Raw genomic sequence first — 22,552 nt, forward strand, 5'->3', positions numbered from 1 at the left:
CCAGGCAATGCGTTTCACCAAAGATCATGAATGGGTCATCGTCCAAGGCGACGTGGCCACGGTCGGCATCACCGCCTACGCCGCCGAGCAGCTGGGCGACGTGGTGTTCGTCGAGACCCCGGAAGCCGGCAAGGTCGTCAAGCAGGGCGAGCAGCTGGCCGTCGTCGAGAGCGTCAAGGCCGCCTCGGACGTCTACGCCCCGGTGTCGGGCGAGGTCGTCGAAGGCAACGCCGAGCTGGGCGACGCGCCGGAAACCGTCAACGCCCTGCCGGAGAGCGGCGGCTGGTTCGCCAAGATCAAGCTGAGCAACCCGGCCGAGGTCGACGCCCTGATGGACCGCGACGCGTACGAAGCGTTCCTGAGCACGCTCTAGCTCCACCGCCGTAGACACTCCCATCCCCGACCCTTTCCCCATCGAGGGGGAAGGGAGAAGGACCGAAAGATGCGTTACCTCCCCCTGACCCCCGAAGACCGCGTCGAGATGCTCGGCGCGATCGGCGTGAAGTCGATCGACGACCTCTTCATCGACGTGCCGGCCTCGGCCCAGCGTTCCGGAACCGTCGACCTGCCGCCGCACGCCGGCGAGATCGAAGTCGAGCGCGAGATGGCGGGCCTTGCTCGTCGCAACCGCGCCGCGGGGGAGGGGCCGTTCTTCTGCGGGGCCGGCGCCTATCGCCACCACGTGCCGGCCACGGTCGACCACATCATCCAGCGGTCGGAGTTTCTGACCAGCTACACGCCCTACCAGCCGGAAATCGCCCAAGGCACCTTGCAGGTGCTGTTCGAGTTCCAGAGCCAGGTCGCGGCCCTGACCGGGATGGAGGTGGCCAACGCCTCGCTCTATGACGGCTCGACCGGCGCGGCCGAGGCGGTGATGATGGCCCAGCGCGTCACCCGCCGGAACAAGGCGGTGATGTCGGGCGGTGTTCATCCGCACTATGTCGAGACCATCGAGACCCTGGCCCACGCGGCCGGCGTCATGACTCAGGCGATGGCTCCGGCCATCGACGCCGAGGACGCGGTGATCGCCGCCATCGACGCCGACACCGCCTGCGTCGTCGTCCAGACCCCCAACGTGTTCGGCACGGTCACCGACGTCACCAAGATCGCCGAGGCCGCCCAGGCCGCCGGCGCGCTGCTGATCGTCGTGACCACCGAGGCCGTCTCGTACGGCCTGCTGAAGTCGCCCGGCGAGATGGGCGCCGACATCGCCGTGGCCGAGGGCCAGTCGATCGGCAACGGCCTGAACTTCGGCGGCCCCTATGTCGGCCTCTTCGCCTGCAAGGAGAAGTTCGTCCGCCAGATGCCGGGCCGCCTGTGCGGCGAGACCGTCGACGCCGACGGCAGGCGCGGTTTCGTCCTGACCCTGTCGACCCGCGAGCAGCACATCCGCCGCGACAAGGCCACCTCGAACATCTGCACCAACAGCGGCCTCTGCGCCCTGGCCTTCTCGATTCACATGAGCCTGCTGGGCGAGACTGGCCTGCGCCAGCTGGCGGCGCTGAACCACCAGAAGGCGTTAGCCCTGCGCGACGCTTTGAAGGCCGTGCCGGGCGTCGAGATCCTGACCCCGCGCTTCTTCAACGAGTTCGCGATCAAGCTGCCGAAGGACGCCGCCGAGGTCGTCGAGACCCTGGCCGGCCACGGCGTCATCGCCGGCGTGCCGTTCTCGCGCCTCGACGCGGGCGCGGGCCTGGACGACGTGCTGCTGGTCGCGGCTACCGAGACCACGCTGGACATCGACATCACCTTCTTCGCCAAGATCCTCACCAAGGCGGTGGCCCAATGAGCATGAACAACGTCGGCCGCCCCACGCGCCCCGAAACCGCGAATGACGCTGCGACCGGCCACGAGACCCTGACCGGCGGTCGCGGTCTCCTGCAGGACGAGGCGCTGATCTTCGAGCTGGACGGCTGGAACAAGACCGGCGTCGACCTGCCGGAAGCCGCCGCGCCGTCGGACGATCTGGCTGGCCTGCTGCGGTCCGGCCCGATCGGCCTGCCGGGCCTGTCGGAACCCGAAGCCGTCCGCCACTATGTGCGCCTGTCCCAGAAGAACCACGCCATCGATCTGGCGCTGTATCCGCTGGGCTCGTGCACGATGAAGCACAACCCGCGCCTGAACGAGAAGATGGCGCGCCTGCCGGGCTTCTCGGACATTCACCCGCTGCAGCCGCAGTCGACCGTGCAGGGCGCCTTGCAGCTGATGGACCGTCTGGCACACTGGCTGAAGACCCTGACCGGCATGCCGGCCGTGGCCCTGACGCCCAAGGCCGGCGCCCACGGCGAGATGTGCGGCATGCTGGCCATCCGCGCCGCTCACGAAGCCAACGGCCAGGGCCACCGCAAGACGGTGCTGGCCCCGACCAGCGCCCACGGCACCAATCCGGCCACGGCGGCCTTCGTCGGCTACACCGTCGTCGAGATCGCCCAGACGGAAGACGGCCGGGTGGACATGGCGGACCTGGAGTCCAAGCTCGGCGACCACGTCGCGGCGATCATGGTCACCAACCCCAATACCTGCGGCCTGTTTGAGCGCGACGTCGTCGAGATCGCCCGGCTGACCCATGCGGCCGGAGCCTACTTCTACTGCGACGGCGCCAATTTCAACGCCATCGTCGGCCGGGTTCGTCCTGGCGACCTGGGCGTCGACGCCATGCACATCAACCTGCACAAGACATTCTCGACGCCCCACGGCGGCGGCGGTCCGGGCGCGGGTCCTGTGGTGCTGTCGGAGGCTTTGGCGCCCTTCGCGCCGACGCCCTGGCTGGTCCACGGCCACGACGGTTTCGCCCTGGTCGAGCACGCCGGCGAAGAGGGGGCCGAGACCGCCTTTGGCCGTATGAGCGCCTTCCACGGCCAGATGGGCATGTATGTCCGCGCCTATGCCTACATGCTAAGCCACGGGGCCGACGGCCTGCGCCAGGTGGCCGAGGACGCCGTTCTCAACGCCAACTACATCAAGGCCCGCCTGAAGGACGTGATGAGCCCGGCCTTCCCGGATGGTCCGTGCATGCACGAGGCCCTGTTCGACGACAGCTGGCTGGAAGGCACCGGGGTGACCACGCTCGACTTCGCCAAGGCGATGATCGACGAAGGCTTCCACCCCATGACCATGTACTTCCCGCTGGTCGTCCACGGCGCCATGCTGATCGAGCCGACCGAAACCGAGAGCAAGCAGGAGCTGGATCGCTTCATCGAGGCGCTTCGCCTGCTCGCCGGCGCGGCCAAGACGGGTGATACGGAGCGCTTCAAGGGCGCGCCGTTCCACGCTCCGCTCCGCCGCCTCGACGAGACCCTGGCGGCCCGCAAGCCCCGGTTGAGGTGGAAACCTGTGGCCGCGGCGCCACTAGCCGCTGAATAGCAAATTCCATACCCCCCTTGCGACGGCAGGGCGCCTTTACGGCGCCCTGTTGTCTCCACATATCGGGGGGGCGCATCCGGGCTGACTGGCTTTTCCAGGGAGCAAGCGGCGCGCAAGCCCGTTCCGTCCTCCCATGACTGCTTTCGCACTCGCCATGCCGCGCGCCCGACGCACCGCCGATGACCTCGCCCGTGAGCTCGTCGCGCGTTTTCTGCGCGTCATTTTGGTGACGCTGGGCGTGCTGCTGGTCCTCGGCGGCATCCTGATCGCGCCGCTGCCTGGCCCCATGGGCCTGCCGCTGACCGTGGTCGGCCTGATGCTGGTGCTGCGCAACTCGTTCAAGGCCCGCAAGCAGTTCGTCCGCTTCCAGCACGCTCATCCCAAGCTGATCTTCCCGCTGCGCCGCCTGTTGCGCCGCGAGCCGGAGGTCGTGCTGGTGGCCTGGCAGCAGGCCCTGCGCGTCGAGCGCCTGATCGTGCCGCGCAAGTGGCGGGTGGCCGTTCGCTGGCGCAAGTCCCTCAAGCAGCGCGCCGTGAAGCGCAGCCAAAGGTGAGCGCGGTCGCCACGATTGACGATATTAAGCACAAGGTCCGCCGCCGCGCGCGGCTGGCCCTGCTGCTGCGCGAGTCCGCCGCCCGCGCCTTCCGCTGGATCGCCATCGGCTTCGGCACGCTGGTGATCTTGGCCGGAGCGGTGCTGACGCCGCTGCCGGGGCACCTGGGCCTGCCGCTGCTGGTCATCGGGCTGATGATTGTGCTGCGCTACTCGTTCGCGGCGCGGAAGACCTTCATCCGCTGGCAGAAGCGCCACCCCAAGCTGGTCTTCCCGATCCGCCGCCTGATGCGCCGCGAGCCCGAGGTGCTGCTGGTGGTCTGGCAGCAGATGCTCCGCACAGAGAAAATGGTCCTGCGCCGCGCCCGCTGGCGTCTGCTGAAGAAGACCCGCAAGCGCGTGAAGAAGTACGTCGCGCGGAAGATGGCGAAGCCGGCTAAGCAAGGCGTCGGCTTTCGAGCCTGAGCAGACGTCAGGTACGTCGGCTACCGCGCAGGCGGCTTGCGCTCGAAGGCGAGATACAGATTATATCGGGAAGCCTTGATGCTTAGGAGAAGGGAAAGGCGTGGCGCATCCGTCTGACCTCTTGGTGGTATTGCTCCTTGTTGCATACGAGTGCTTCATCGCTTGGCTGGTTCTGCGTGGGCTGAGGGCCGGTCAGTACGTAATAGTCAATGGGCTCACCATCCGAAGATCCGTTCGACCATTCAGCTATTGGACCTATTGCGCATTTCTTGTCTGCGTGGGCGTTTACTCGATCTGGCGCCCTTGGGAACACGTTTGACACCACCTTTCTAAGACACCTGCCGATTCCGCTTTGCCGAACGCCCCCAAACGAAAAGGGCGCGGACCTTGCGGTCCGCGCCCTTTTGTCTTGTCCGATGTCGCTCGCCGCTATTGCAGCTTGGCGCCCATCTGGCGGATGGCGGCGTCGACCAGGCCGTCGTTGGTCGAACCGGCCAGGCGGGCGGCCAGGACGGTCTCGGCGGCTTGGGCGGCCAGATCGACCGCGGCGGCCTTCACGTCGGCGGCGGCTTGCGCCTCGGCCTGGGCGATCTTGCGTTCGGCCATTTCGGCGCGGCGCTTGATCTGCTCCTCGAGCTTTTCCTTGGCTTCCTCGGCCATCCGCTTGGCGTCGGCCTTGGCGGCGTCCATCATCGCGACGGCCTGGCGCTCGGCTTCCTCGCGCTGGGCCTTGACGTCCGCGAGCAGGGCCTGGGCCTCTTCACGCAGCTGCTGGGCTTCGTCGAGTTCGGCCTTGATCTTGGCGGCATAGCCGTCCAGCGCGCCGAACAGCGCGCCCGGCAGGACCTTCAGATAGACCAGAAGGCCAAAGAAGATCACCAGGGCGACCAGAACCCAGAATTCCGGGTTGGCGAGGCTGAACAGGGATTCGTGTTCCATCTTCAGCTCCTTAGGCCAGGGCCGACTTCAGCTCGGCGGCCGAAGCCGCCTTGCCGGTCAGCTTCTCGACGATCGCGCCGGCGGTGTCCTGGGCCACTTCGCGGACGTGGCTCATGGCCGCGTCGCGGGCCGCCTGGATGGAAGCCTCGGCCGCGGCCAGCTTCTCGGCCAGGACGGCCTCTTCCTTGGCCTGACGCTCGGCGGCTTCGGCCGAAGCCTTGGCCTTGGCGTCAGCCGCGGTCTTCTGGGCCTTGGCGCGCGCCTCGGCCACCTCGGCGGCCGCCGCGCGGGCCTGGGCTTCCGCCTCGTCCTTCATGCGACGGGCGTCGGCGATGTCGCCGGCGATCTTGGCGCCGCGCTCTTCGATCGCGCCGCTGACACGGGGCAGCAGGCCCTTCGACAGCACCGCGTAGAGGACGGCGAAGATGAGCAGCAGCCAAACGATCTGACCGCCCCAGTGCTCGAACTGCAGCTGCGGAAGGCCGCCGCTTTCGTGCTTGGGGGCTTCAGTCGTCTCGACCGCGCCGTGATGTTCCGTCGCCATGGGCGAAGGCGCCTCTCAGCTAGTGCGCTTGGAGCGGACCGTGATCCGGCCCGCTCCAGGAAGCGCGAGAAAACAAAAGCATGGAGCGCGTCGCTTCCGATGAAGCGCCGCGCTCCAGGGTCGGATTACGAGAACAGGATCAGGAAGGCGATGACCAGGGCGAAGATGCCCAGGGCTTCCGTCAGGGCCATGCCCAGGAACAGCATCGGGCGCTCTTGAGCGGCGGCCGTCGGGTTGCGCAGGGCGCCTTGGAAGTAGTTGCCGAACATCACGCCCAGGCCCACGCCCGCGCCGATCATGCCGAGCATGGCCAGGCCAGCGCCGATGTACTTAGCTGCAGCAGCGTCCATGATTGAGACTCCTTGGAGGGTATTTGTTGGAAAGACTAAAGGTTGATCAGTGGCTGTCGAGGTGCACGACGTCGTTGATGTAGACGCAGGCGAGCACCGCGAACACGAAGGCCTGCAGGAAGGCCACCATGAACTCGAGGGCCGTCAGGGCGACGACCGAGGTCAGGGCCAGGGCCGAACCGGCCCAGCCCAGCACGCCGAGACCGCCCAGGGCGATCACAAAGCCGGCGAAGATCTTCAGCACCACGTGGCCGCCCAGCATGTTGCCGAACAGACGAAGGCCCAGGGTGATGGGGCGGATCAGGAACGACAGGATCTCGATCGGCACCAGCAGGAAGTACAGCGGCCACGGCACGCCCGACGGGGCGAAGAGCTTGAAGAACTTGATGCCGTTCTTGGCGAAGCCGACGGCGACCACGGTCAGGATGACCATCAGGCCCAGCGTCAGGGTCACGGCCAGCTGCGAGGTGGCGGTGAACACCAGGAACATGCCCTGGAGGTTCATGAACAGCACGAAGGCGAACAGCGTGAAGATGAACGGCAGGAACTTCTTGCCGTCGTGGCCGATGATCGACTCCGCGAGCCCATCGACCAGTCCGTAAAGCATCTCGCCGACCGCCTGCAGGCGGCCTGGAATGACGGCCTTGCGCGCGGCCAGGCTGTAGAACGTGATGACCAGCAGGGCGGCCAGCATCATCGCGGCCACGGAGTTCGTGATCGACAGGTCGATCGCGCCGAGGCCGGGTACGGTCACGGTGGGCAGTTCCACGATCTTCTGGATCTGGAACTGGTGCATCGGATCGGCCATCGGCCCTAGTCTCTCTTCTGCTTGGGGACGGTTGGCCCGTCTCCCGTGTCTCCGTCGGCATTCCCTTGGGGGGACGGCGCCGACGCCTGCGCGCTCATTTTCGTCGCCTTGCGGACGACGGAGAAAATCGAGAGCCCCAGGCCGATCAGCAGACCGCCGACCATGCCCCAGGGGCTCGTGTGGACGTAATGGTCGAGAAGCCAGCCGAAGCCAAGACCCACCAATACGCCCCCGATCAAATCCGCCAGGAGGCGATAGCCGTCCTGGTTGGCCTTTTCGGACGCGGCCTTCGCCGGCTTCTCCGCCGCCTTCCTCGCCTCAAATGCGTCGAGCCGAGCGTCGAGGCTTACCAGAGCCTTGTCGTTCGGTTCGTCGGCCTTGGGCATGGGAGCGGCAGGTCCGAAAACGCCGCGGGCGCGCCAAAACAAGGCGCATTTCCGGCCGGCTTGATCGGCGCGGAACCTATAGACCTCGCTGCGGTGCGTCAAGGTAAGCGCTTCGCGGGCCAAGTAACGGGAATACTTAAGGATTTAGCCATTGGCCTCAGGGAGGGGCAAAACCATCCCCATTTCGCCGGAGCGATCATCGGGTCGCGGCCCTATCGAAAGCGGGAACGGCTCCCTACATGTCGCGCGTTCTCTCGGCGCCACACCTCCCAGGCAAGGTGCGGCGTAGCCCGATGACGCATTGATTTTTTCGTCGATCTGGGCTTTAGAGCCGCCGCCTCCAAACAACACGAAGATTCATGTCGCACCTGAAGAACACCGGATTCGCCGATCGTATCTCCGCTCAGCAAGAGGCCAAGAAGGCCATGCTGGCAAAGTTCAAGGCCAAGCCGACCGTCCAGGACCCCGATTTCGACAAGCGCGAGGAACTGCGCGCCGCCGAACTCGAGGCTGTCCGCGCCGCCCGCGCCGAGGCCAAGGAACAAGCCCGTCTTGAAGCCCTGGCGCGCGAAGAAGAGCTGATGGCCGCCAAGCGCGCCGAGCGCAAGGAGCGCAAGGCGCTCGAAGCCGCCGAGATGCGCGTGCGGAAGGAAGAGAAGGCCAAGGAACGCGACGAGCTTCGCGCCCTGGGCAAGTCGACCAACAGCAAGCAGTCGCGCGCTCACCAGTGGGCCAGCCTGCTCGGCTAAGGATCGGGGCTCCTTCGGGGGCCCTTTTTCTTTGCCCGGTCCTTTTCCTTTGATCGGCGCCTCGAACGGGATCATGAGCCGCTCATGGTCCATTTCGACGTCATCGCCAGCCTGTTCGTGGTCGCCGCGCTCGCGGGCGCGCTAGACGCCATCGCGGGCGGCGGCGGACTGGTGACCCTGCCGGCCTTGCTGCTGGCCGGCCTGTCGCCGGTCCAGGCCCTGGGCACCAACAAGCTGCAGGGCGCGGTCAGCGCCCTGTCCTCGACGACGGCCTTCGCCCGCCGCGGCTTGATCGACTGGAAGACCGCCCTGCCGGTCGCCGGCGCCGCCGCGATCGCCGGCCTTTGCGGCGCGCTTTGCGCCAGCCTGCTTTCGCCCCAGCTGCTGAGGGCGATCGTGCCCCTTCTGCTGATCGCCATCGCCCTCTATTTCGGCTTCTCGCGGGCCCTCAAGGCCGAGGATGTCGCGCCGCGCATGGCGCTGATCCCGTTCGCCTGCTTTGTCGCCCCGCTGGTCGGCTTCTACGACGGCATCTTCGGCCCCGGCGCGGGGGCCTTCTACATGGTCGCGATCGTCACCCTGCTGGGCTACGGCGTGCTGAAGGCCACCGCCCACACCAAGCTGGCCAACGCCGCCAGCAACCTGGGCAGCCTCTGCCTTTTCGTCCTCAAGGGCGCGGTCGTCTGGCCGGTCGGCCTGGCCATGGCCGCCGGCGCCTTCATCGGCGCCCAGGTCGGCTCGAGGCTGGCCATGCGCTTCGGACCCAGGCTGATCCGGCCGCTGCTGGTGGTGATCTCGTGCGCCATGGCCGTGAAGCTGCTGGCCGATCCGGCCAACCCGCTGCGCCAGGCGGTCGGGTTCTAGGCCGCGACCAGCTTCTCGGCCGTCGACAGATCCACGCTGACCAGCTGGCTCACGCCCCGCTCGGCCATGGTGACGCCGAACAGGCGGTCCATCCGGCTCATGGTCACGGGGTTGTGGGTGATGGCGATGAAGCGGGTCTGGGTGCGCCGGCGCATCTCGTCCAGCATGTTGCAGTAGCGATCGACATTGGCGTCATCCAGCGGCGCGTCGACTTCGTCCAGCACGCAGATCGGGGCCGGATTGGCCAGGAATACGCCGAAGATCAGGGCGCTGGCCGTCAGGGCCTGCTCGCCGCCGCTCATCAGGCTCATGCTGGCCATGCGCTTGCCGGGCGGGCAGGCGAAGATCTCCAGGCCGGCCTCCAGCGGGTCGTCGCTCTCGATCAGCTTCAGTTCGGCCTGGCCGCCGCCGAACAGGGCCTGGAAGAGGGTCTGGAAGTTGGCGTTGATCACGTCGAAGGCGGCCAGCAGGCGCTCGCGGCCCTCGGCGTTCAGCTCCTCGATGCCCGCCCGCAGCTTGCCGACCGCGCCCGACAGGTCGGCGCGCTCGACCCGCATGGTCTCCAGGCGGCCGGCATATTCCTGGGCCTCCTCCTCGGCGCGCAGGTTGACCGGACCGATGGCGTCGCGCTCGCGTTCGAGCGCGAACAGGTGGGCCTCGACCCCGGCGGCGTCCTTCGGCACGGCCACGGCCTCGCCTGCGACGTGGCGGCCCAGCTCTTCGGGCTCCATGCGGGCCTGCTCGCGGATGGCCGAGGCGACCTCGCCGAAGCGCTGGCGGGCGCCGTCCAGGTGAGCGACCAGGGCCGCGCGCCTCTCGCGGGCCTCGCCGGCGGCCTGTTCGGCGGCCCGTGCGGCGCGGTCGTTGTGAAGGCGGGTGGTTTCGGCGGCTTCAAGAGCGTCGCTGGCCTTGGCGCGCCGGGCTTCGGCGGCGCCGAACTCGTCCAGCAGGACGACCAGCTTCTCCTTCAGCGCCGCCGGCGCCTCGCGCGCGCCCTCCAGGGCGGCGGCGGCTTTCACGCGGTCGTCCGCGAGCGACTCCGCGCGCTTGCCGGCGGTCTCGGCGCGCTTGGCCCAGTCGGCGCGGTCGCGCTCCAGGCTCTCCAGGCGGCGCTGGCGACCGGCGCGCTCGCGGGTTTCGACATCCAGCGCCGTGCGGGCGGCGCTGGCGGCCTCGCGGGCCTGGGCCGAGGCCTGGCGCGCCTCCGCCAACTTAGGCTGCAGGTCGCCCGAGGTCTGGGCGGCGGCGTGGGCGGCGCGGGCTTCGGCCAGGGCCGCGTCGACCTCGGTCTTCTCGGCCTCGAAGCGGGCGATGGTGTCGTCCAGCGACTGGGCGCGGGCGGCCCGTAGCGCCTGCTCCCGCTCGAACTTGGCCACCTGCTCGCGGGCGCTGGTCAGCAGGCGCTCGGCGTCCGGCGGACCGCGGCGCTTGTCGCGCAGCAGGTCCTCGATGGCGCGCATCCGATCGGCGGCGGTCTTCAACGCGGCGGCGGTGGCCTCGGCGCGCGGCGTCATGAGGTCGATCTCGGCCTCGACCTCGGCCAGGCGGGTGCGTTGTTCAAGGCGGACGGCGGCGGGCTTGGGCGCGTCGGCGCGAGCCACGAAGCCGTCCCAGCGCCACAGGTCGCCCTCCTTGGAGACCAGGCGCATACCGGGCTTCAGCGCGGCCTGGAGCCGGTCGCCGTCGGCGCGGGCCACGACGGCGACGTGCGAGAGACGGGCGGCCAGGGCGGGCGGGGCCTTCACGAGCGGGGCCAGCGGCTGCGCGCCCTCGGGCCAGGTCGGGGCCGGCGCCTCGGCCCCGCCCCAGTAGGACGGCGCCTTGGCGTCGAGCGCGGCGTCCAGGTCGTCGCCGAGAGCGGCGGCCAGGGCCGCGCCATAGCCCTTGTCCGGCGAGACGCTGTCGAGGGCCGGGGCGTGGCCGCTCTTGGAGCGTGGGGCGGTCAGCTGAGCCAGGCCGCGCGCTTCCGTGCGCAGACGGCCCAGCTGGTCCTCGACATTACGCGCCAGCTGGCGGGCCTGGGCCTCCTGCTCGGCGGCCTTGACCCGTTCGTTTTCCGCCTCCTCCAGCGCCGCGCGGGCGGCGGCCAGGGCGGCCTCGGCGTTGGCGAAGCGCTGGCGGGCTTCGGCGGCGGCCGGATCGACCTCCGGACCGACGGCGGCCCGCTCGGCCTTGGCCTGATCGAGGGCGCGGCTGGTGCGGTTGGCGCGGGCCTCGGCTTCCGAGAGGCGGGCGGCGGCGGCGCGGAACTGGGCTTCCTCGGCGGCGACGCGGGCGGCCAGTTGCTCGACAGCGGCCTCGGCGGCGGCGCGGGCCTCTTCGGCGACCTTGGCGGCGGCGGCCAGCTCGGGCCCGCGCTCCGGCGCGGCGGCGACCAGCTCCCGCACTTCGGTGAGTTCGGCGTCGATGCGCGCCAGGGCGGCGGCGGCGTCATCCTTGGCCTGCGCCTCGCGGGCCAGGTCGGCGTCGATGCGCGCCAGATCGCTTCCGAGGCGTTCAAATTCGGCGGCGGCGGCCTCGGCCTCGCGCTCGGCGCGGTCCTTCTGGATGGCCAATTGGCCCAGGATCGCCTGGGCGATGGTCGCCTCCTCGCGCAGCGGCGGCATGGCGGCCTCGGCCTCGGTGATGGCGACCTGGGCGGCGGCGCTGGCGCGGGCGGTCTCCTCGACCAGGCGGGCGGCTTGGGTGGCCTCGCTCGTCGTCCGCTCCAGCGTGTCGCGGGCTTCGGTCCAGCGGGCGTAGAGCACCGCGCCCTGCACGGCCCGGATCTCGGACGACAGGCGCTTGTACTTCTCGGCCTGGCGGGCTTCGCGACGCAGCCGGTTCAGGGCCGTCTCCAGCTCGCGGGCCACGTCCTCCAGCCGGGCGAGGTTGCTCTCGGCGGCGCGCAGGCGCAGCTCGGCCTCGTGGCGGCGGGTGTGCAGACCCGAGACCCCGGCGGCCTCTTCCAGGATGCGGCGGCGGTTCTGCGGCTTGGCGCCGATCAGCTCGCTGATCTGGCCCTGGCGCACCAGGGCCGGCGAATTGGCCCCGGTCGAGGCGTCGGCGAACAGGAGCTGGACGTCGCGAGCCCGCACCTCGCGGCCGTTGATCCTGTAAGTCGAGCCCTCGCCGCGGTCGATCCGTCGCACGACCTCCAGCACCGGGTCGTCGTTGAACTGGGCCGGCGCGGTGCGGTCTGTATTGTCGATGGTCAGGGCGACGTCGGCGTGGTTGCGCGCCGGGCGCGCGCCGCTGCCGGCGAAGATCACGTCGTCCATGCCGCCAGCCCGCATGGCCTTGGCGGAGTTGGCGCCCATCACCCAGCGCAAGGCTTCCAGCAGGTTGGACTTGCCGCAGCCGTTCGGGCCGACGATGCCCGTCAGCCCGGGCTCGATCCGGAACTCGGTCGGCTCGACGAAGGACTTGAAGCCCGAAAGGCGCAGGCGCTGGAACTGCACGGAGGCGGTCCCCTGGGGCCTAGAGCCTGTCCGTTTCTGATGGGACCATCAGAAACGGATAAACAGGCTCTATCTGTTTGCCTGGAGCGTGGCAGGCGCCGAAACCGCTGGCACTTTCGGCTGCCACGCTCTAGCCCTTCGCCGCGGCGGCGAAGGCCTTGGAGAGCACGGCGAAGTCGGCGCTGTGATCGTAGGGCGCGCCGTTGACGAAGAAGGTCGGCGTACCTTCGACGCCATCGTTCACCGCCTTGGCCATGCGCTCGTTGACGGCCTTCAGGGCCGCCGGATCCTCCAGCGCCGCCTTGAACTGCGCGTCGGTCAGGCCGTACTGCCTGCCGATCGCCTGCAGGCCCTCGAACAGCTTCTCGCTGCGATAGATCTCTTCCTGCTTCTGAAAGACGGTGGTCAGCACCTCGAAATACTTGCCCGGAACGCGGCGGGCCAGGATGAAGCCGGCGGCGGCGAACTCGTTGGGCGGGGTCAGGAACTCGCGGAACACCAGGCGAACCTTGCCGGTGTCGATGAAGGTCTTGCGGACCTCGGGCAGCACCGTCGTCCACCAGTGGGCGCAGTGCGGGCAGCTGGCCGAGGCGTAGACCACCAGCTGGACCGGCGCCTTGGCCGAGCCCAGCGCCATCTCGCCCGGGACCGGCGGCAGCGGCGCGGCGCGCACGGCCAGAGGGCTCGCCGTCAGAGCGAGACCCGCAACGATCAGCGCGCGCCGGTCGAGGCCCATTATTTCGAGGCTTCCGCGATGGCCGCGTCCAGCTGGGCCAGGGTGACCTCGCCGCCGGACTCGCCGCCGACCTTCTTGCCATTGACGATGAAGGTCGGGGTGCCCTCGATCTTGTCGGCCTTCATCGACTTTTCGATGCGCTCCGCCGACTTGGCGGCGTTCTCGTCGGTCAGGCAGGCGTTGAACTGGTCTTCGCTCATGCCGGCGGCCTGGGCGATGGTCAGCAGTTCGCCGCGGATGTCGCCGGTCTGGAAGATGCGCATCTGGGCGGCGTAGATCGCGTCGGTGACCTGGAAGTACTTATCCTTGCCGGCGCAGCGGGCCAGCATGGCGCCGGCGTTGGCCAGGCGCGGCTCGCCGGTCAGGGCTTCGCGGGCCACGTAGTTGACCTTGCCGGTGTCGATGTACTTGGCCTTGAAGGCCGGGAAGACTTCCGCGTTCCAGGTGGCGCAGTGCGGGCAGGCGACCGAGGCGTATTCGACCACGGTGACCTTGGCGGCGGGGTTGCCCAGGGTCATGTCGTCGGCGGTGACCTTGGTTCCCGTGGGGCCGCAGGCGGTCAGAGCGCCCAGCGAGGCGGTGAGGGCGACGGCGGTCAGGAGCCGGCGGGTCAGCGGACGCATGTTCGATCTTCCTTGCGGTACGGCGGCGAAGTTAAGCGCGATTCTTAGAGGCGGCGAAAAGGGCGCCGATAAGGCCTTGCAACAGCGCGATCAGGGTCGGGTTGTCAATCGGAAGGTCTGTGGATCGGAGGCATCAAGGATGCTCGCGCAGCACGCCGCGCCCCAGTTTCAGCAGGGCGTCCTTGAGGCCGCCGTCGGGCTGGTCGGCCAGGCTGTCGGAGAGCTGCTTTTCCAGCGCCGCGTCCAGCGGCGGCTTGCGGCGCGGACGTTGCGCGACTGGCGCGGCGGCGGCTTTCACGGGGCCCTGGACGATGCGCAGGCGGGTGACGACGCCCTTGCCCAGCAGCATGTCGAGGCGGGCGGTGATCTGCGGCGCCTGGTGCTGGATCAGCGAGGCCACCGGGCCGTCGACGCGCAGTTCCAGGGCGCCGCCCTCGCCATTGCGGCCCTTGATGATGCGAACGGGCTCCGTCCGACGCGCGAGGGTGTCGCCGACGATCTCGCGCCAGCGGGCCTGCAGGGCGGCCGGACCCTTGCCGAAACGGTCTTCCAGCGACTTCAGCAGCGGCGCCAGGCTCTTGCCGGCGGGCGGCGGCGGGCGGCGCTGGGGACGCGTGCGCTTGGCGCGCAGGATCGCGAGGGCTTCTTCCGCGGTGGGCAGGGGGTGGCGCATGCGAGGAAACTAGCATGCCGGGCTCGGTTCGCGGTAGGCGAGGGACGATGAAAGACCGTCAAGCGATCCGTTCGGCCCTGCTGACCTGGTACGACGCCCAGGCCCGGACCCTGGCCTGGCGCGTCTCGCCCGCAGACCGCCGCGCCGGCGTGCGGGGCGACCCCTACCGCGTCTGGCTGTCGGAGGTGATGCTGCAGCAGACCACCGTGCCGCACGCCACGCCCTACTTCCTGAGCTTCACGGAGCGCTGGCCGACGGTCAGCGCCCTGGCCGCCGTGGAGGATGGCGACCTGATGGCCGCCTGGGCGGGGCTCGGCTACTACGCCCGGGCCCGCAACCTGCTAGCCTGCGCCCGGGCCGTGGCTGGCGCCCACGGCGGCGTCTTCCCCGACACCGAGGAGGGCTTGCGCGCCTTGCCCGGCGTCGGGGCCTACACCGCCGCCGCCGTCGCCGCGATCGCCTTCGACCGCGCGGCCAATGTCGTCGACGGCAATGTCGAGCGGGTGATGGCGCGGCTGTTCGCCGTCGAGGCGCCGATGCCGGACAGCAAGCCGGAACTCAAGGCCCTGGCCGGGGAGCTCGTCACCGACGATCGCCCCGGCGACTGGGCCCAGGCGCTGATGGATCTGGGGGCCACGGTCTGCAAGCCCAAGGCCCCGCTGTGCGACCGCTGCCCGATCTCGGACTGGTGCGCGGCCTACAAGGGCGGCGCGCCGGAGACCTATCCGCGCAAGACCAAGAAGGCCGACCGCCCGCGCCGCCACGGCGTGGCCTATGTCCTGACGCGCGGCGACGATATGGCTCTGGTCCGCCGTCCGCCCAAGGGCCTGCTGGGCGGGATGCTGGGCCTGCCGACCAGCGACTGGCGCGCCGCGCCGTTCTCCGACGCCGAGGCGGTGGCCGCAGCGCCGGTCTCCGCCGCTTGGCGCGACCTCGGCGCGGTCGAGCATGTCTTCACCCACTTTTCCCTGACGCTGCGGGTGTTCGCGGCAGACGGCGTGAATGCTGGCGACTTCGTCTGGACCCCGCGCGAAGGCCTGGGCGCTCTGCCCAGCGTGTTCCTGAAAGCAGCGCTGGCGGCGGAGCGGCTGATCTAGTTCATCCCCGCGCGGACCTGGGCCCGCAGGACGTCGATGGGCGCCAGGCCCGCGTCGGTCTTGAAGTGCCAGTAGGTCCAGCCGTTGCAGGCCGGGGCCGACTGCACCAGGGCGCCGATCTTGTGGATCGAGCCCGACAGGTCGCCGACCGTGATCGAGCCGTCCGGGCGGACCTTGGCGGCGTGATTGCCCTTGCTGCAGTACAGGGTGTCGCCCGGCGAGAGCAGGCCGCTCTCGACGATCGTACCGAACGGCACGCGCGGCGCGGCGCGCTTGCTGCCCATGACGTCCAGGTCTTCCGGCGCGATCGGAACGACCTTGGCGATGCGAGCCTTGGCGTGTTCCAGATATTCGGCCTCGCGTTCGATGCCGATGAACTTGCGACCCAGACGCTTGGCGGCCGCGCCGGTGGTGCCGACGCCGAAGAACGGATCCAGGATCACGTCGCCCGGCTTGGTGGTCGACAGGATCACCCGATAGAGCAGGGCTTCCGGCTTCTGGGTCGGGTGGGCCTTCTGGCCGTCCACGCCCTTGATGCGTTCCTCGCCGGTGCACAGCGGGATGGTCCAGTCCGAGCGCATCTGCACCTCGTCATTGGCCATCTTCAGGGCGTCGTAGTTGAAGGTGTAGCGCTTGGCGTTCTGGCTCTTGGAGGCCCAGATCAGGGTCTCGTGGGCGTTGGCGAAGCGGGTGCCCTTGAAGTTGGGCATCGGGTTGGACTTGCGCCAGACGATGTCGTTGAGGATCCAGAAGCCCAGGTCCTGCACGGCCACGCCGACGCGGAAGATGTTGTGATAGCTGCCGATCACCCAGATCGCGCCGTCGTCCTTCAGCACCCGGCGGGCGGCCTTCAGCCATTCGCGGGTGAACTTGTCGTAGGCCGCGAAGCTCTCGAACTGGTCCCAGTGGTCGTCGACCGCGTCGACCTTGGAATTGTCCGGACGCAGCAGGTCGCCGCCCAGCTGCAGGTTATAGGGCGGGTCGGCGAAAATCAGGTCGACCGACTTCTCCGGCAGGGCGTTCATCTGCTCGATGCAGTCGCCCAGGATGATGGTTTCCGGCCCGAACTTCATGTCCCGCGTCCCTACAAAAGAGAACGGAATCATGAGTCTTGCTGGTAAATGCGAGGTGAGCAGACGTGGTTAGCGGGGCGTTAACGCCAGTCAAACGCGGAGGTGTGAGTCCGATCAGACTCAAAACCTCTTTCGGATCAGAGGTCTAGGTCGTCGCCTAGCGCGAGCTCACCCGCCAGAGCGGCCTTCACGGGGGCCCAGCCCAGGCGGTGGATCGGCGAAGGACCAAGCTTCCGCAGGCCCTCGACATGGATCGGGGCGTGATAACCCTTGTGGCCGGCGAAGCCGTAGCCGGGATAGACCGCGTCCATCTCGACCATGATCCGGTCGCGGGCTTCCTTGGCCAGGATCGAGGCCGCCGCGATCGAGCACGACAGGCTGTCGCCCTTGACCACGGTCTTGATCGGGCAGGGCAGCTTGAAGGCGTAGTTGCCGTCGACGAGGGCGATGGTCGGCGTCACCGACAGGCCCTCGACGGCTCGGCACATGGCCAGGCCGGCGGCGTGCAGGATGTTGAGCTCGGCGATCTCCTCGATCGAGGCCATGCCGACACCCCAGGCGATGGCGACGGCCTTGATCTCTTCCTCCAGGGCCGCGCGGGCCTTGGCGCTCAGCTTCTTGGAGTCGTTGAGGCCCTTGGGCACCCGGTCGGGATCCAGGATCACCGCCCCGGCGCTGACCGGCCCGGCCCAGGGACCGCGTCCAGCCTCGTCCACCCCGCAGACCGGCCCCGGTCCGCAGGCCAGTTCCAGCATCATGTCGGGTCCGGCGCGCATGGGCCGGTGTCTAAGCCGGTTCGCGGTTCTGGAAAAGAAGTTCACGACCGTAATAATTTTTCTTGACGACGTCGGGTGGTCGCTGCTCAATTGATTACAGTTGTAATATGGGGGTGGGCATGGACGTCGGCCAGGGCTATCGGCGCGACATCGACGGCCTGCGGGCCGTAGCGGTGGCGGCCATCGTCATCCACCACGCCTTTCCGGACCTGCCGCCCGGCGGCTTTGTCGGCGTCGACATCTTCTTCGTCATCTCCGGCTTCCTGATCACCCGGCTGATCGCCGAAGCGCGGGACGCGGGGACCTTCTCATGGGGCGGCTTCTACCTGCGCCGGGCGCGGCGGATCATCCCCGCCTACCTGCTGGTCGTGCTGGTCACGGCGGCCCTGGCGGCCTGGATAGAAATGCCACGCCTGCTGGCCATGACCGGCGCGGCGACCGCGGCCTCGGGCCTGTTCGCGGCCAATATGCTGTTCGCCCAGACCGCCGGCTATTTCGCGCCCGGCGCTCAGCAGAATCCGCAGCTGCACCTGTGGTCGCTGGGCGTCGAGGAACAGTTCTATCTTGTCTGGCCGGCGCTGCTTGCCCTGTTGTGGTGGAGACCTCTGCGGGGGCGGCGAGCGACCCTGGCGCTGGTCCTGCTGCTGGGCTCGCTGGTGCTGGCCCAGGCGTTGGTCGGGCGGGGCGCGACGACCTGGGCCTTCTTCGGCCTGCCGACGCGGATATGGGAGTTCCTGGCCGGCGGCGTTCTGGCCCTGGGCCTGGTCAAGCCGCCGGTCGACCGCGCGACGGCCAATCTGGCCGGGGTGATCGGCGGGCTGATGATCGCCGCCAGCCTGGCCCTGCTGAACGAGGCCAGCGTCTTTCCGGGGCTCTCGGCCGTTCCGGTCTGTCTGGGGACGGGGCTGCTGATCTGGTGCGGCATGGGCGTCCACCCGGGCCTTGCCGTTCTGCGCCTGGCGCCGGTCGTCGGCCTGGGCCGGGTGTCCTATTCCCTCTATCTCTGGCACTGGCCGCTGCTGGTCCTGGCCGCCGACGTCGCCCAACAACCGCTGACGGCGCCGCAGCGTCTGGGCCTTGTCGCCCTGTCGCTGGCGCTGGCCGTCTGGACCTGGCGCTTCATCGAACAGCCGTTCCGGCGCGGTCCGCTCAATCGTCCGTGGCGACGCCTGGGCGTCCAACTCCTGCCGCTGCTGGTCCCGATCGCCATCGGCGCGGCGCTGTTCTTCGGCCACGGCCTGCCCCAGCGGCTGTCGCCCGCCGCCAAGGCCCTGGCCGACCTGGAGGAAACCGACGTCAATCCGGCGCGCGAGGCCTGCTTCGAGAAGGCCAGGACGGCCAAGCCCGAGGACTGCCGCTTCGGCGCGGATCCAGGTGCTCAGGGCGACGACGTCCTCGTCTGGGGCGACTCCCACGCCGACGCCCTGACACCCGGCGTGGTCGACTGGGCTGTGGCGCGGGGCTGGAGCGTCCGCGAGGTGGCGCGCGGCGGCTGCCCGCCGCTGGTCGGGGTCAATGTCCGCTCGATGTACCGCTTCAAGCTGGAGTGCGCGGCCGCCGCCGACCAGGCCATGGCCCTGATCGCCGCCGACCGGAAGCTCAAGCTGGTGGTACTAATGGGCCGCTGGCCGCTCTATCGCGACGCGCCGCCGTTCTACGACGTCAACTCGCCGCGCGTGACGATGGAGGCGATCGGCCGGCCCGGGAAGCGGCAGAGCGTGTCGACCGCCTTGAGGGCCACGCTGGACGCCATCGCCCGCAAGCGGCCCGACATCCGGGTGCTGGTGGTCGGGCCGTTCCCGGAGCTGACCCTGGGCGCGCCGGAGTGCCTGGCCCAGCAAAAGCAGCTCGGCGGTCGGCCGGGGGTCTGCGCCAGCGTCGCCGCCGACCTGCCCCTGTCGCGCGCCCTGCCGGCCGAGGACGCCTTGCGGGCCGCCGTTCAGGATCGCCCGAACGTGGCGATGGTGTTCCCGTCCGAGACCCTGTGCCGCGACGGCCGTTGCCTGGCGATGATGGACGGGGAGCCGATCTACTTCGACGACGACCATCTCAGCGCCTCGGGCGCGCGCCGCCTGGCGCCGGCCTGGCTGGAAACGGGCTGGTCAAGCTTGGCGAAATCGGATCCGGCGCGTCTAGATGGGTCATGACTTTCAAGACCATCGCCCTCGCCATCGCTCTGCTTTCACTCGCCGCGCCAACCCACGCCCGCGCCGACGAGGGGGGCTGGAAGCTGGTCTGGTCCGACGAGTTCGAGGGCGACAGGCTGGATGACACCAAGTGGACCCACGCCGCCGACTGCGGCGGGGGCGGCAATGACGAGCGGCAATGCTACGTGGTCAGCCCGGACACCGTCTCGGTCGGCGGGGGCGTGCTGAAGCTGACCGCGATCAAGCGCAAGACCCGGGGTCTTGCCAATCCGTGGGCCGGACCGACGGGGCCGATGAAGACCGGCGACTACGCCTCGGGCAAGATCCTGACCAAGGGCAAGGCGTCGTGGCTCTATGGTCGCATCGAGGCGCGGGCCCGCGTCCCCGGCGGCCAGGGCGTCTGGCCGGCGATCTGGATGATGCCCGAGCACGAGACCTACGGCGGCTGGCCGCGTTCGGGCGAGATCGACATCCTGGAGACGGTCAATCTGGGCGCCCCCTGCGAACCTTGCGAGGGCGGTCGCGAGAACCGGATCTTCGGCACGATCCACTTCGCCGGCGACGCGACCGGCGGCCACCGGCAGATCAGCACGGCCGCGCCGATGCCGGCCTCCGCCTCTGGAGCGGATGGCGGCTTCCACGTCTACGCCGTCGAATGGTCGCCCGAGGCCATCGTCTGGTTCGTCGACGGACAGCGTTACGCCGAGGTCAAGGCCGCCCAGTGGAAGCGCGACGACCGCGACGAGGCGGCCGCGCCGTTCGACCAGCCCTTCCACCTGATCCTCAACCTCGCCTTCGGCGGCCGCTGGCCGGAAGGCGCCAACGCCAAGGGCGTCGACGAGACCGCCCTGCCGGCGACGATGGAGGTGGATTGGGTGCGGGTGAGCCAGCGGGGGCTTAGTCGAAGGAGCCTCCGCCCCTAGACCCGCTTGGCCATCGCCTTGCATTCCTCGTGGCGATAGCATGTCACCAGGTGGTCGTTGACCAGACCGGTGGCTTGCATGAAGGCGTAGACGATCACCGGGCCGCAGAACTTGAAGCCCTTGGCCTTCAGCGCCTTGGCCATATCGACGGCCAGCGGCGTCTGGGCCGGGACCTCTCCGGCGCGCCACTGGTTCTGGATCGGCGCGCCGCCGACCATGTCCCACAGGAACTGGCCGAAGTCCTCGCCGCGCTCGCGCATGTCCAGATAGATCCGCGCGCCCGAGATCGCCGCGTCGATCTTGCCGTTCGAGCGGATGATGCCGGCGTCGGCCATCAGCCGGGCGCGGTCGGTCTCGTCGAAGCGGGCGACCTTCTCCGGATCGAAGTCGGCGAAGGCGGCGCGGAACCCTTCGCGCTTGCGCAGGATGGTGATCCACGACAGGCCGGCCTGGAATCCGTCCAGCACCAGCTTCTCCCATAGGGCGCGGCTGTCCCACTCGGGCACGCCCCATTCATGATCGTGATAGGCCTCGTAGAACGGGTCGCCGTTCATGCCTTTCCAGGTGCAGCGTGTGGGTTCGGTCATGCGGCGAAGCTAGCAGAAGATCGCGAACTGGCCAGAACTTTTCAGGAACATGCGTTTTCGCGCGACGGATCGGCCGCCTTGGTGCGTTACAAGGCGTTAGAGGGATTAAGCCAAGGAGCAGACGCCGATGAAGCGCCTGAAGACTCTCGCCCTATTGGCCCTGGCGACAGCCACCGTGGCCGCGACGCCCGTCCTGGCCCAGCGCCATGACCGCGACAACAACCCGCCCGGCCCGCGCGGCGGCCCTGGCACCAACTGGGAGAACCCGCCCGGCTGGCGTGGCGGTCCGGGGGCCTCGCCCGACCGCCGCTACTACCGCTGGCACGGCAAGCGCGTCGAATTCCGCTATCGCAACGGCTACTACTACAACCGCGCCTATGGCTACTATCACCCGCGTTACGGGTGGTGGAATCAGGCGGCCCGGTGCTGGCTGGACAACGACAACAACCCGCCCGGCCCGCGCGGCGGCCCTGGCACCAACTGGGAGAACCCGCCCGGCTGGCGCGGTGGTCCAGGCGCCTCGCCCGACCGCTTCGGCCGCTGCCGCTAGCTAGGTTAGCCAGGCCGGCCGGTCAACGCGCACCGGCCGGCCGTCCGCCGTCAGGTCCGCGCCCTCGATGCGGTCTAGGCGCAGCAAGGCCATGGCCCGCCCGTCGCCGCCGCTCAGCACCTCGCCCGCCCGAAGCTCGCCGGCCAGCACCTCGGTCCCGAAAGCCGGTGCGGGGCCGTCGAAGACGATCGGCAACATGCGGTTCTTGATCACGCCGCGCCGCTTCATGCGGCTGGTCGTCTCCTGGCCGACGAAGCAGCCCTTCTTGAAGTCGATGCCCGCCATCAGGTCGAAGTCCGCTTCGATCGGATAGGTCGTCTCGCTGCCCCAGTCGGCGGGGCCGGGGACGCCGAGGGCAAGGCGATGGGCTTCGTACGCGTGCTCGTCGGTTGTCGAGGGGCGGTCGTCATAGGCGCGCGCCCCCAGGCCCGGGAGGCGTGGGTCGATATAGGGACCCGAGACGCCGTCGCCGAACACCGCCAGCACCGGCCGGTCGCTGGCCTCCAGCGTCACCTTGGCCCGCAGGCGGTACATCGTCAGGCGCTGCAGAATGGCGTCGCGGTGCTCGGCCGCCACGTCCAGCAGGGCGCCGTCGCCCATTCCTTCCGGGGTTCCGGCCACGAACAGGTCGTAGAGCAGCTTGCCTTGGGGCGTCAGCAGGCCGGAAAAGCGCAGCTCGCCCGGCGCGAGCGTCTCGACGTCCTGGGTCAGCAGGCCTTGCAGGAAGCTTCTCCAGTCCGGGCCGGAGACGGCGATGACGGCGCGGGAAGCGAGGCGGGCGACATTAAGCGAGCTCATCCCGCAGATGTGGCGCCGAGTCCGCACCAAAACCAGTCCCTGAAAACGGGGAAAGCTCAACCGTTAACGTGGGATGCGCCGACTCGCCGACTGATCTATGGATAGTCCG

General features: G+C 69.2%; 24 protein-coding genes. 11 read left to right on the forward strand and 13 right to left on the reverse strand.

Annotation, left to right across the window (positions count from 1 at the left end):
- The first annotated feature begins 7 nt into the window (after window positions 1-7).
- The 5 genes from gcvH to EIK80_RS00855 all read left to right on the forward strand — a co-directional run bounded on the left by gcvH (window position 8) and on the right by EIK80_RS00855 (window position 4,380).
- Window positions 8-373 (forward strand): glycine cleavage system protein GcvH, encoded by a 366-nt coding sequence (gcvH, locus tag EIK80_RS00835; protein ID WP_125155078.1) that lies wholly within the window; start codon window positions 8-10, stop codon window positions 371-373.
- Window positions 374-442: 69 nt separating this feature from the next.
- Entirely contained in the window at window positions 443-1,789 is a 1,347-nt protein-coding gene (gene gcvPA, locus EIK80_RS00840; RefSeq protein WP_125155079.1) for an aminomethyl-transferring glycine dehydrogenase subunit GcvPA, read from the forward strand.
- Window positions 1,786-3,363, forward strand: coding sequence for an aminomethyl-transferring glycine dehydrogenase subunit GcvPB (gcvPB, locus tag EIK80_RS00845; RefSeq protein WP_125155080.1), 1,578 nt, complete (start codon window positions 1,786-1,788; stop codon window positions 3,361-3,363). The genes gcvPA and gcvPB overlap by 4 nt, the downstream gene beginning before the upstream one ends.
- Window positions 3,364-3,496: 133 nt before the next feature.
- Complete coding sequence (locus tag EIK80_RS00850) at window positions 3,497-3,916, forward strand: hypothetical protein (RefSeq protein ID WP_125155081.1); 420 nt, start codon at window positions 3,497-3,499, stop codon at window positions 3,914-3,916.
- A complete protein-coding gene (locus tag EIK80_RS00855) occupies window positions 3,913-4,380 on the forward strand; it encodes a hypothetical protein (protein WP_125155082.1) in 468 nt (155 codons plus the stop codon). The genes EIK80_RS00850 and EIK80_RS00855 overlap by 4 nt, the downstream gene beginning before the upstream one ends.
- 429 nt (window positions 4,381-4,809) lie before the next feature.
- On the opposite strand, the gene EIK80_RS00860 is transcribed toward EIK80_RS00855, so the two are convergent.
- The 5 genes from EIK80_RS00860 to EIK80_RS00880 form a co-directional block, all read right to left on the reverse strand.
- Window positions 4,810-5,319: a F0F1 ATP synthase subunit B gene (locus EIK80_RS00860; RefSeq protein ID WP_125155083.1), complete on the reverse strand. Its 510-nt coding sequence runs from the start codon at window positions 5,317-5,319 to the stop codon at window positions 4,810-4,812.
- A gap of 10 nt (window positions 5,320-5,329) precedes the next feature.
- Window positions 5,330-5,863 (reverse strand): hypothetical protein, encoded by a 534-nt coding sequence (locus tag EIK80_RS00865; RefSeq protein ID WP_125155084.1) that lies wholly within the window; start codon window positions 5,861-5,863, stop codon window positions 5,330-5,332.
- Between the two features lie 125 nt (window positions 5,864-5,988).
- Window positions 5,989-6,213 (reverse strand): F0F1 ATP synthase subunit C, encoded by a 225-nt coding sequence (locus EIK80_RS00870; RefSeq protein WP_004615714.1) that lies wholly within the window; start codon window positions 6,211-6,213, stop codon window positions 5,989-5,991.
- A 46-nt stretch (window positions 6,214-6,259) separates the two neighbouring features.
- Window positions 6,260-7,021 carry a F0F1 ATP synthase subunit A gene (locus EIK80_RS00875; protein WP_125155085.1) on the reverse strand — a complete coding sequence of 254 codons (762 nt, stop codon included), beginning with the start codon at window positions 7,019-7,021 and terminating at the stop codon, window positions 6,260-6,262.
- Window positions 7,022-7,026: 5 nt separating this feature from the next.
- Window positions 7,027-7,407: an AtpZ/AtpI family protein gene (locus tag EIK80_RS00880; protein ID WP_125155086.1), complete on the reverse strand. Its 381-nt coding sequence runs from the start codon at window positions 7,405-7,407 to the stop codon at window positions 7,027-7,029.
- 359 nt (window positions 7,408-7,766) lie between these two features.
- On the opposite strand from EIK80_RS00880, the gene EIK80_RS00885 reads away from it, so the two are divergent.
- Both EIK80_RS00885 and EIK80_RS00890 read left to right on the forward strand, forming a co-directional pair.
- Window positions 7,767-8,156 carry a DUF6481 family protein gene (locus EIK80_RS00885; RefSeq protein WP_125155087.1) on the forward strand — a complete coding sequence of 130 codons (390 nt, stop codon included), beginning with the start codon at window positions 7,767-7,769 and terminating at the stop codon, window positions 8,154-8,156.
- An 84-nt stretch (window positions 8,157-8,240) separates the two neighbouring features.
- Window positions 8,241-9,020 (forward strand): TSUP family transporter, encoded by a 780-nt coding sequence (locus EIK80_RS00890; protein ID WP_125155088.1) that lies wholly within the window; start codon window positions 8,241-8,243, stop codon window positions 9,018-9,020.
- Here EIK80_RS00890 and smc read toward each other — a convergent pair.
- The 4 genes from smc to EIK80_RS00910 form a co-directional block, all read right to left on the reverse strand.
- Window positions 9,017-12,460, reverse strand: a complete 3,444-nt coding sequence (gene smc, locus EIK80_RS00895) for a chromosome segregation protein SMC (protein WP_125155089.1) — start codon at window positions 12,458-12,460, stop codon at window positions 9,017-9,019. The genes EIK80_RS00890 and smc overlap by 4 nt on opposite strands.
- A 130-nt stretch (window positions 12,461-12,590) precedes the next feature.
- The gene (locus EIK80_RS00900; RefSeq protein WP_125155090.1) at window positions 12,591-13,196 is read right to left on the reverse strand and encodes a thioredoxin domain-containing protein; all 606 of its coding nucleotides are present in this window, start codon (window positions 13,194-13,196) and stop codon (window positions 12,591-12,593) included.
- Complete coding sequence (locus EIK80_RS00905) at window positions 13,196-13,819, reverse strand: DsbA family protein (RefSeq protein WP_125155091.1); 624 nt, start codon at window positions 13,817-13,819, stop codon at window positions 13,196-13,198. Before EIK80_RS00905 ends, EIK80_RS00900 begins: the two co-directional genes overlap by 1 nt.
- Window positions 13,820-13,952: 133 nt before the next feature.
- Window positions 13,953-14,492: a DUF721 domain-containing protein gene (locus EIK80_RS00910; protein ID WP_125155092.1), complete on the reverse strand. Its 540-nt coding sequence runs from the start codon at window positions 14,490-14,492 to the stop codon at window positions 13,953-13,955.
- Between the two features lie 47 nt (window positions 14,493-14,539).
- Between EIK80_RS00910 and mutY the strand changes: the two genes are divergently transcribed.
- Window positions 14,540-15,589, forward strand: a complete 1,050-nt coding sequence (gene mutY, locus EIK80_RS00915) for an A/G-specific adenine glycosylase (protein ID WP_125155093.1) — start codon at window positions 14,540-14,542, stop codon at window positions 15,587-15,589.
- On the opposite strand, the gene ccrM is transcribed toward mutY, so the two are convergent.
- Both ccrM and EIK80_RS00925 read right to left on the reverse strand, forming a co-directional pair.
- The gene (ccrM, locus tag EIK80_RS00920) at window positions 15,586-16,662 is read right to left on the reverse strand and encodes an adenine-specific DNA-methyltransferase CcrM (protein ID WP_125155094.1); all 1,077 of its coding nucleotides are present in this window, start codon (window positions 16,660-16,662) and stop codon (window positions 15,586-15,588) included. The two genes, mutY and ccrM, sit on opposite strands and share 4 nt — an antisense overlap.
- A 137-nt stretch (window positions 16,663-16,799) precedes the next feature.
- Window positions 16,800-17,438 carry a ribonuclease HII gene (locus EIK80_RS00925; RefSeq protein ID WP_125155095.1) on the reverse strand — a complete coding sequence of 213 codons (639 nt, stop codon included), beginning with the start codon at window positions 17,436-17,438 and terminating at the stop codon, window positions 16,800-16,802.
- A gap of 119 nt (window positions 17,439-17,557) precedes the next feature.
- Between EIK80_RS00925 and EIK80_RS00930 the strand changes: the two genes are divergently transcribed.
- A complete protein-coding gene (locus EIK80_RS00930) occupies window positions 17,558-19,585 on the forward strand; it encodes an acyltransferase family protein (RefSeq protein WP_158624614.1) in 2,028 nt (675 codons plus the stop codon).
- On the forward strand, window positions 19,582-20,508 hold the full coding sequence (locus EIK80_RS00935) for a family 16 glycosylhydrolase (RefSeq protein WP_125155097.1): 927 nt from the start codon (window positions 19,582-19,584) through the stop codon (window positions 20,506-20,508). The genes EIK80_RS00930 and EIK80_RS00935 overlap by 4 nt, the downstream gene beginning before the upstream one ends.
- Here the strand turns inward: EIK80_RS00935 and EIK80_RS00940 are convergent.
- A complete protein-coding gene (locus EIK80_RS00940) occupies window positions 20,505-21,095 on the reverse strand; it encodes a DNA-3-methyladenine glycosylase I (protein ID WP_125155098.1) in 591 nt (196 codons plus the stop codon). The two genes, EIK80_RS00935 and EIK80_RS00940, sit on opposite strands and share 4 nt — an antisense overlap.
- 127 nt (window positions 21,096-21,222) lie before the next feature.
- On the opposite strand from EIK80_RS00940, the gene EIK80_RS00945 reads away from it, so the two are divergent.
- Entirely contained in the window at window positions 21,223-21,645 is a 423-nt protein-coding gene (locus tag EIK80_RS00945; protein WP_125155099.1) for a hypothetical protein, read from the forward strand.
- Here EIK80_RS00945 and EIK80_RS00950 read toward each other — a convergent pair whose 3' ends face one another.
- Window positions 21,646-22,443 (reverse strand): folate-binding protein YgfZ, encoded by a 798-nt coding sequence (locus EIK80_RS00950; RefSeq protein ID WP_125155100.1) that lies wholly within the window; start codon window positions 22,441-22,443, stop codon window positions 21,646-21,648.
- Window positions 22,444-22,552: the final 109 nt, after the last annotated feature.

This window comes from Caulobacter sp. 602-1 (assembly GCF_003931565.1).
In the GTDB taxonomy this organism is placed as follows: domain Bacteria; phylum Pseudomonadota; class Alphaproteobacteria; order Caulobacterales; family Caulobacteraceae; genus Caulobacter.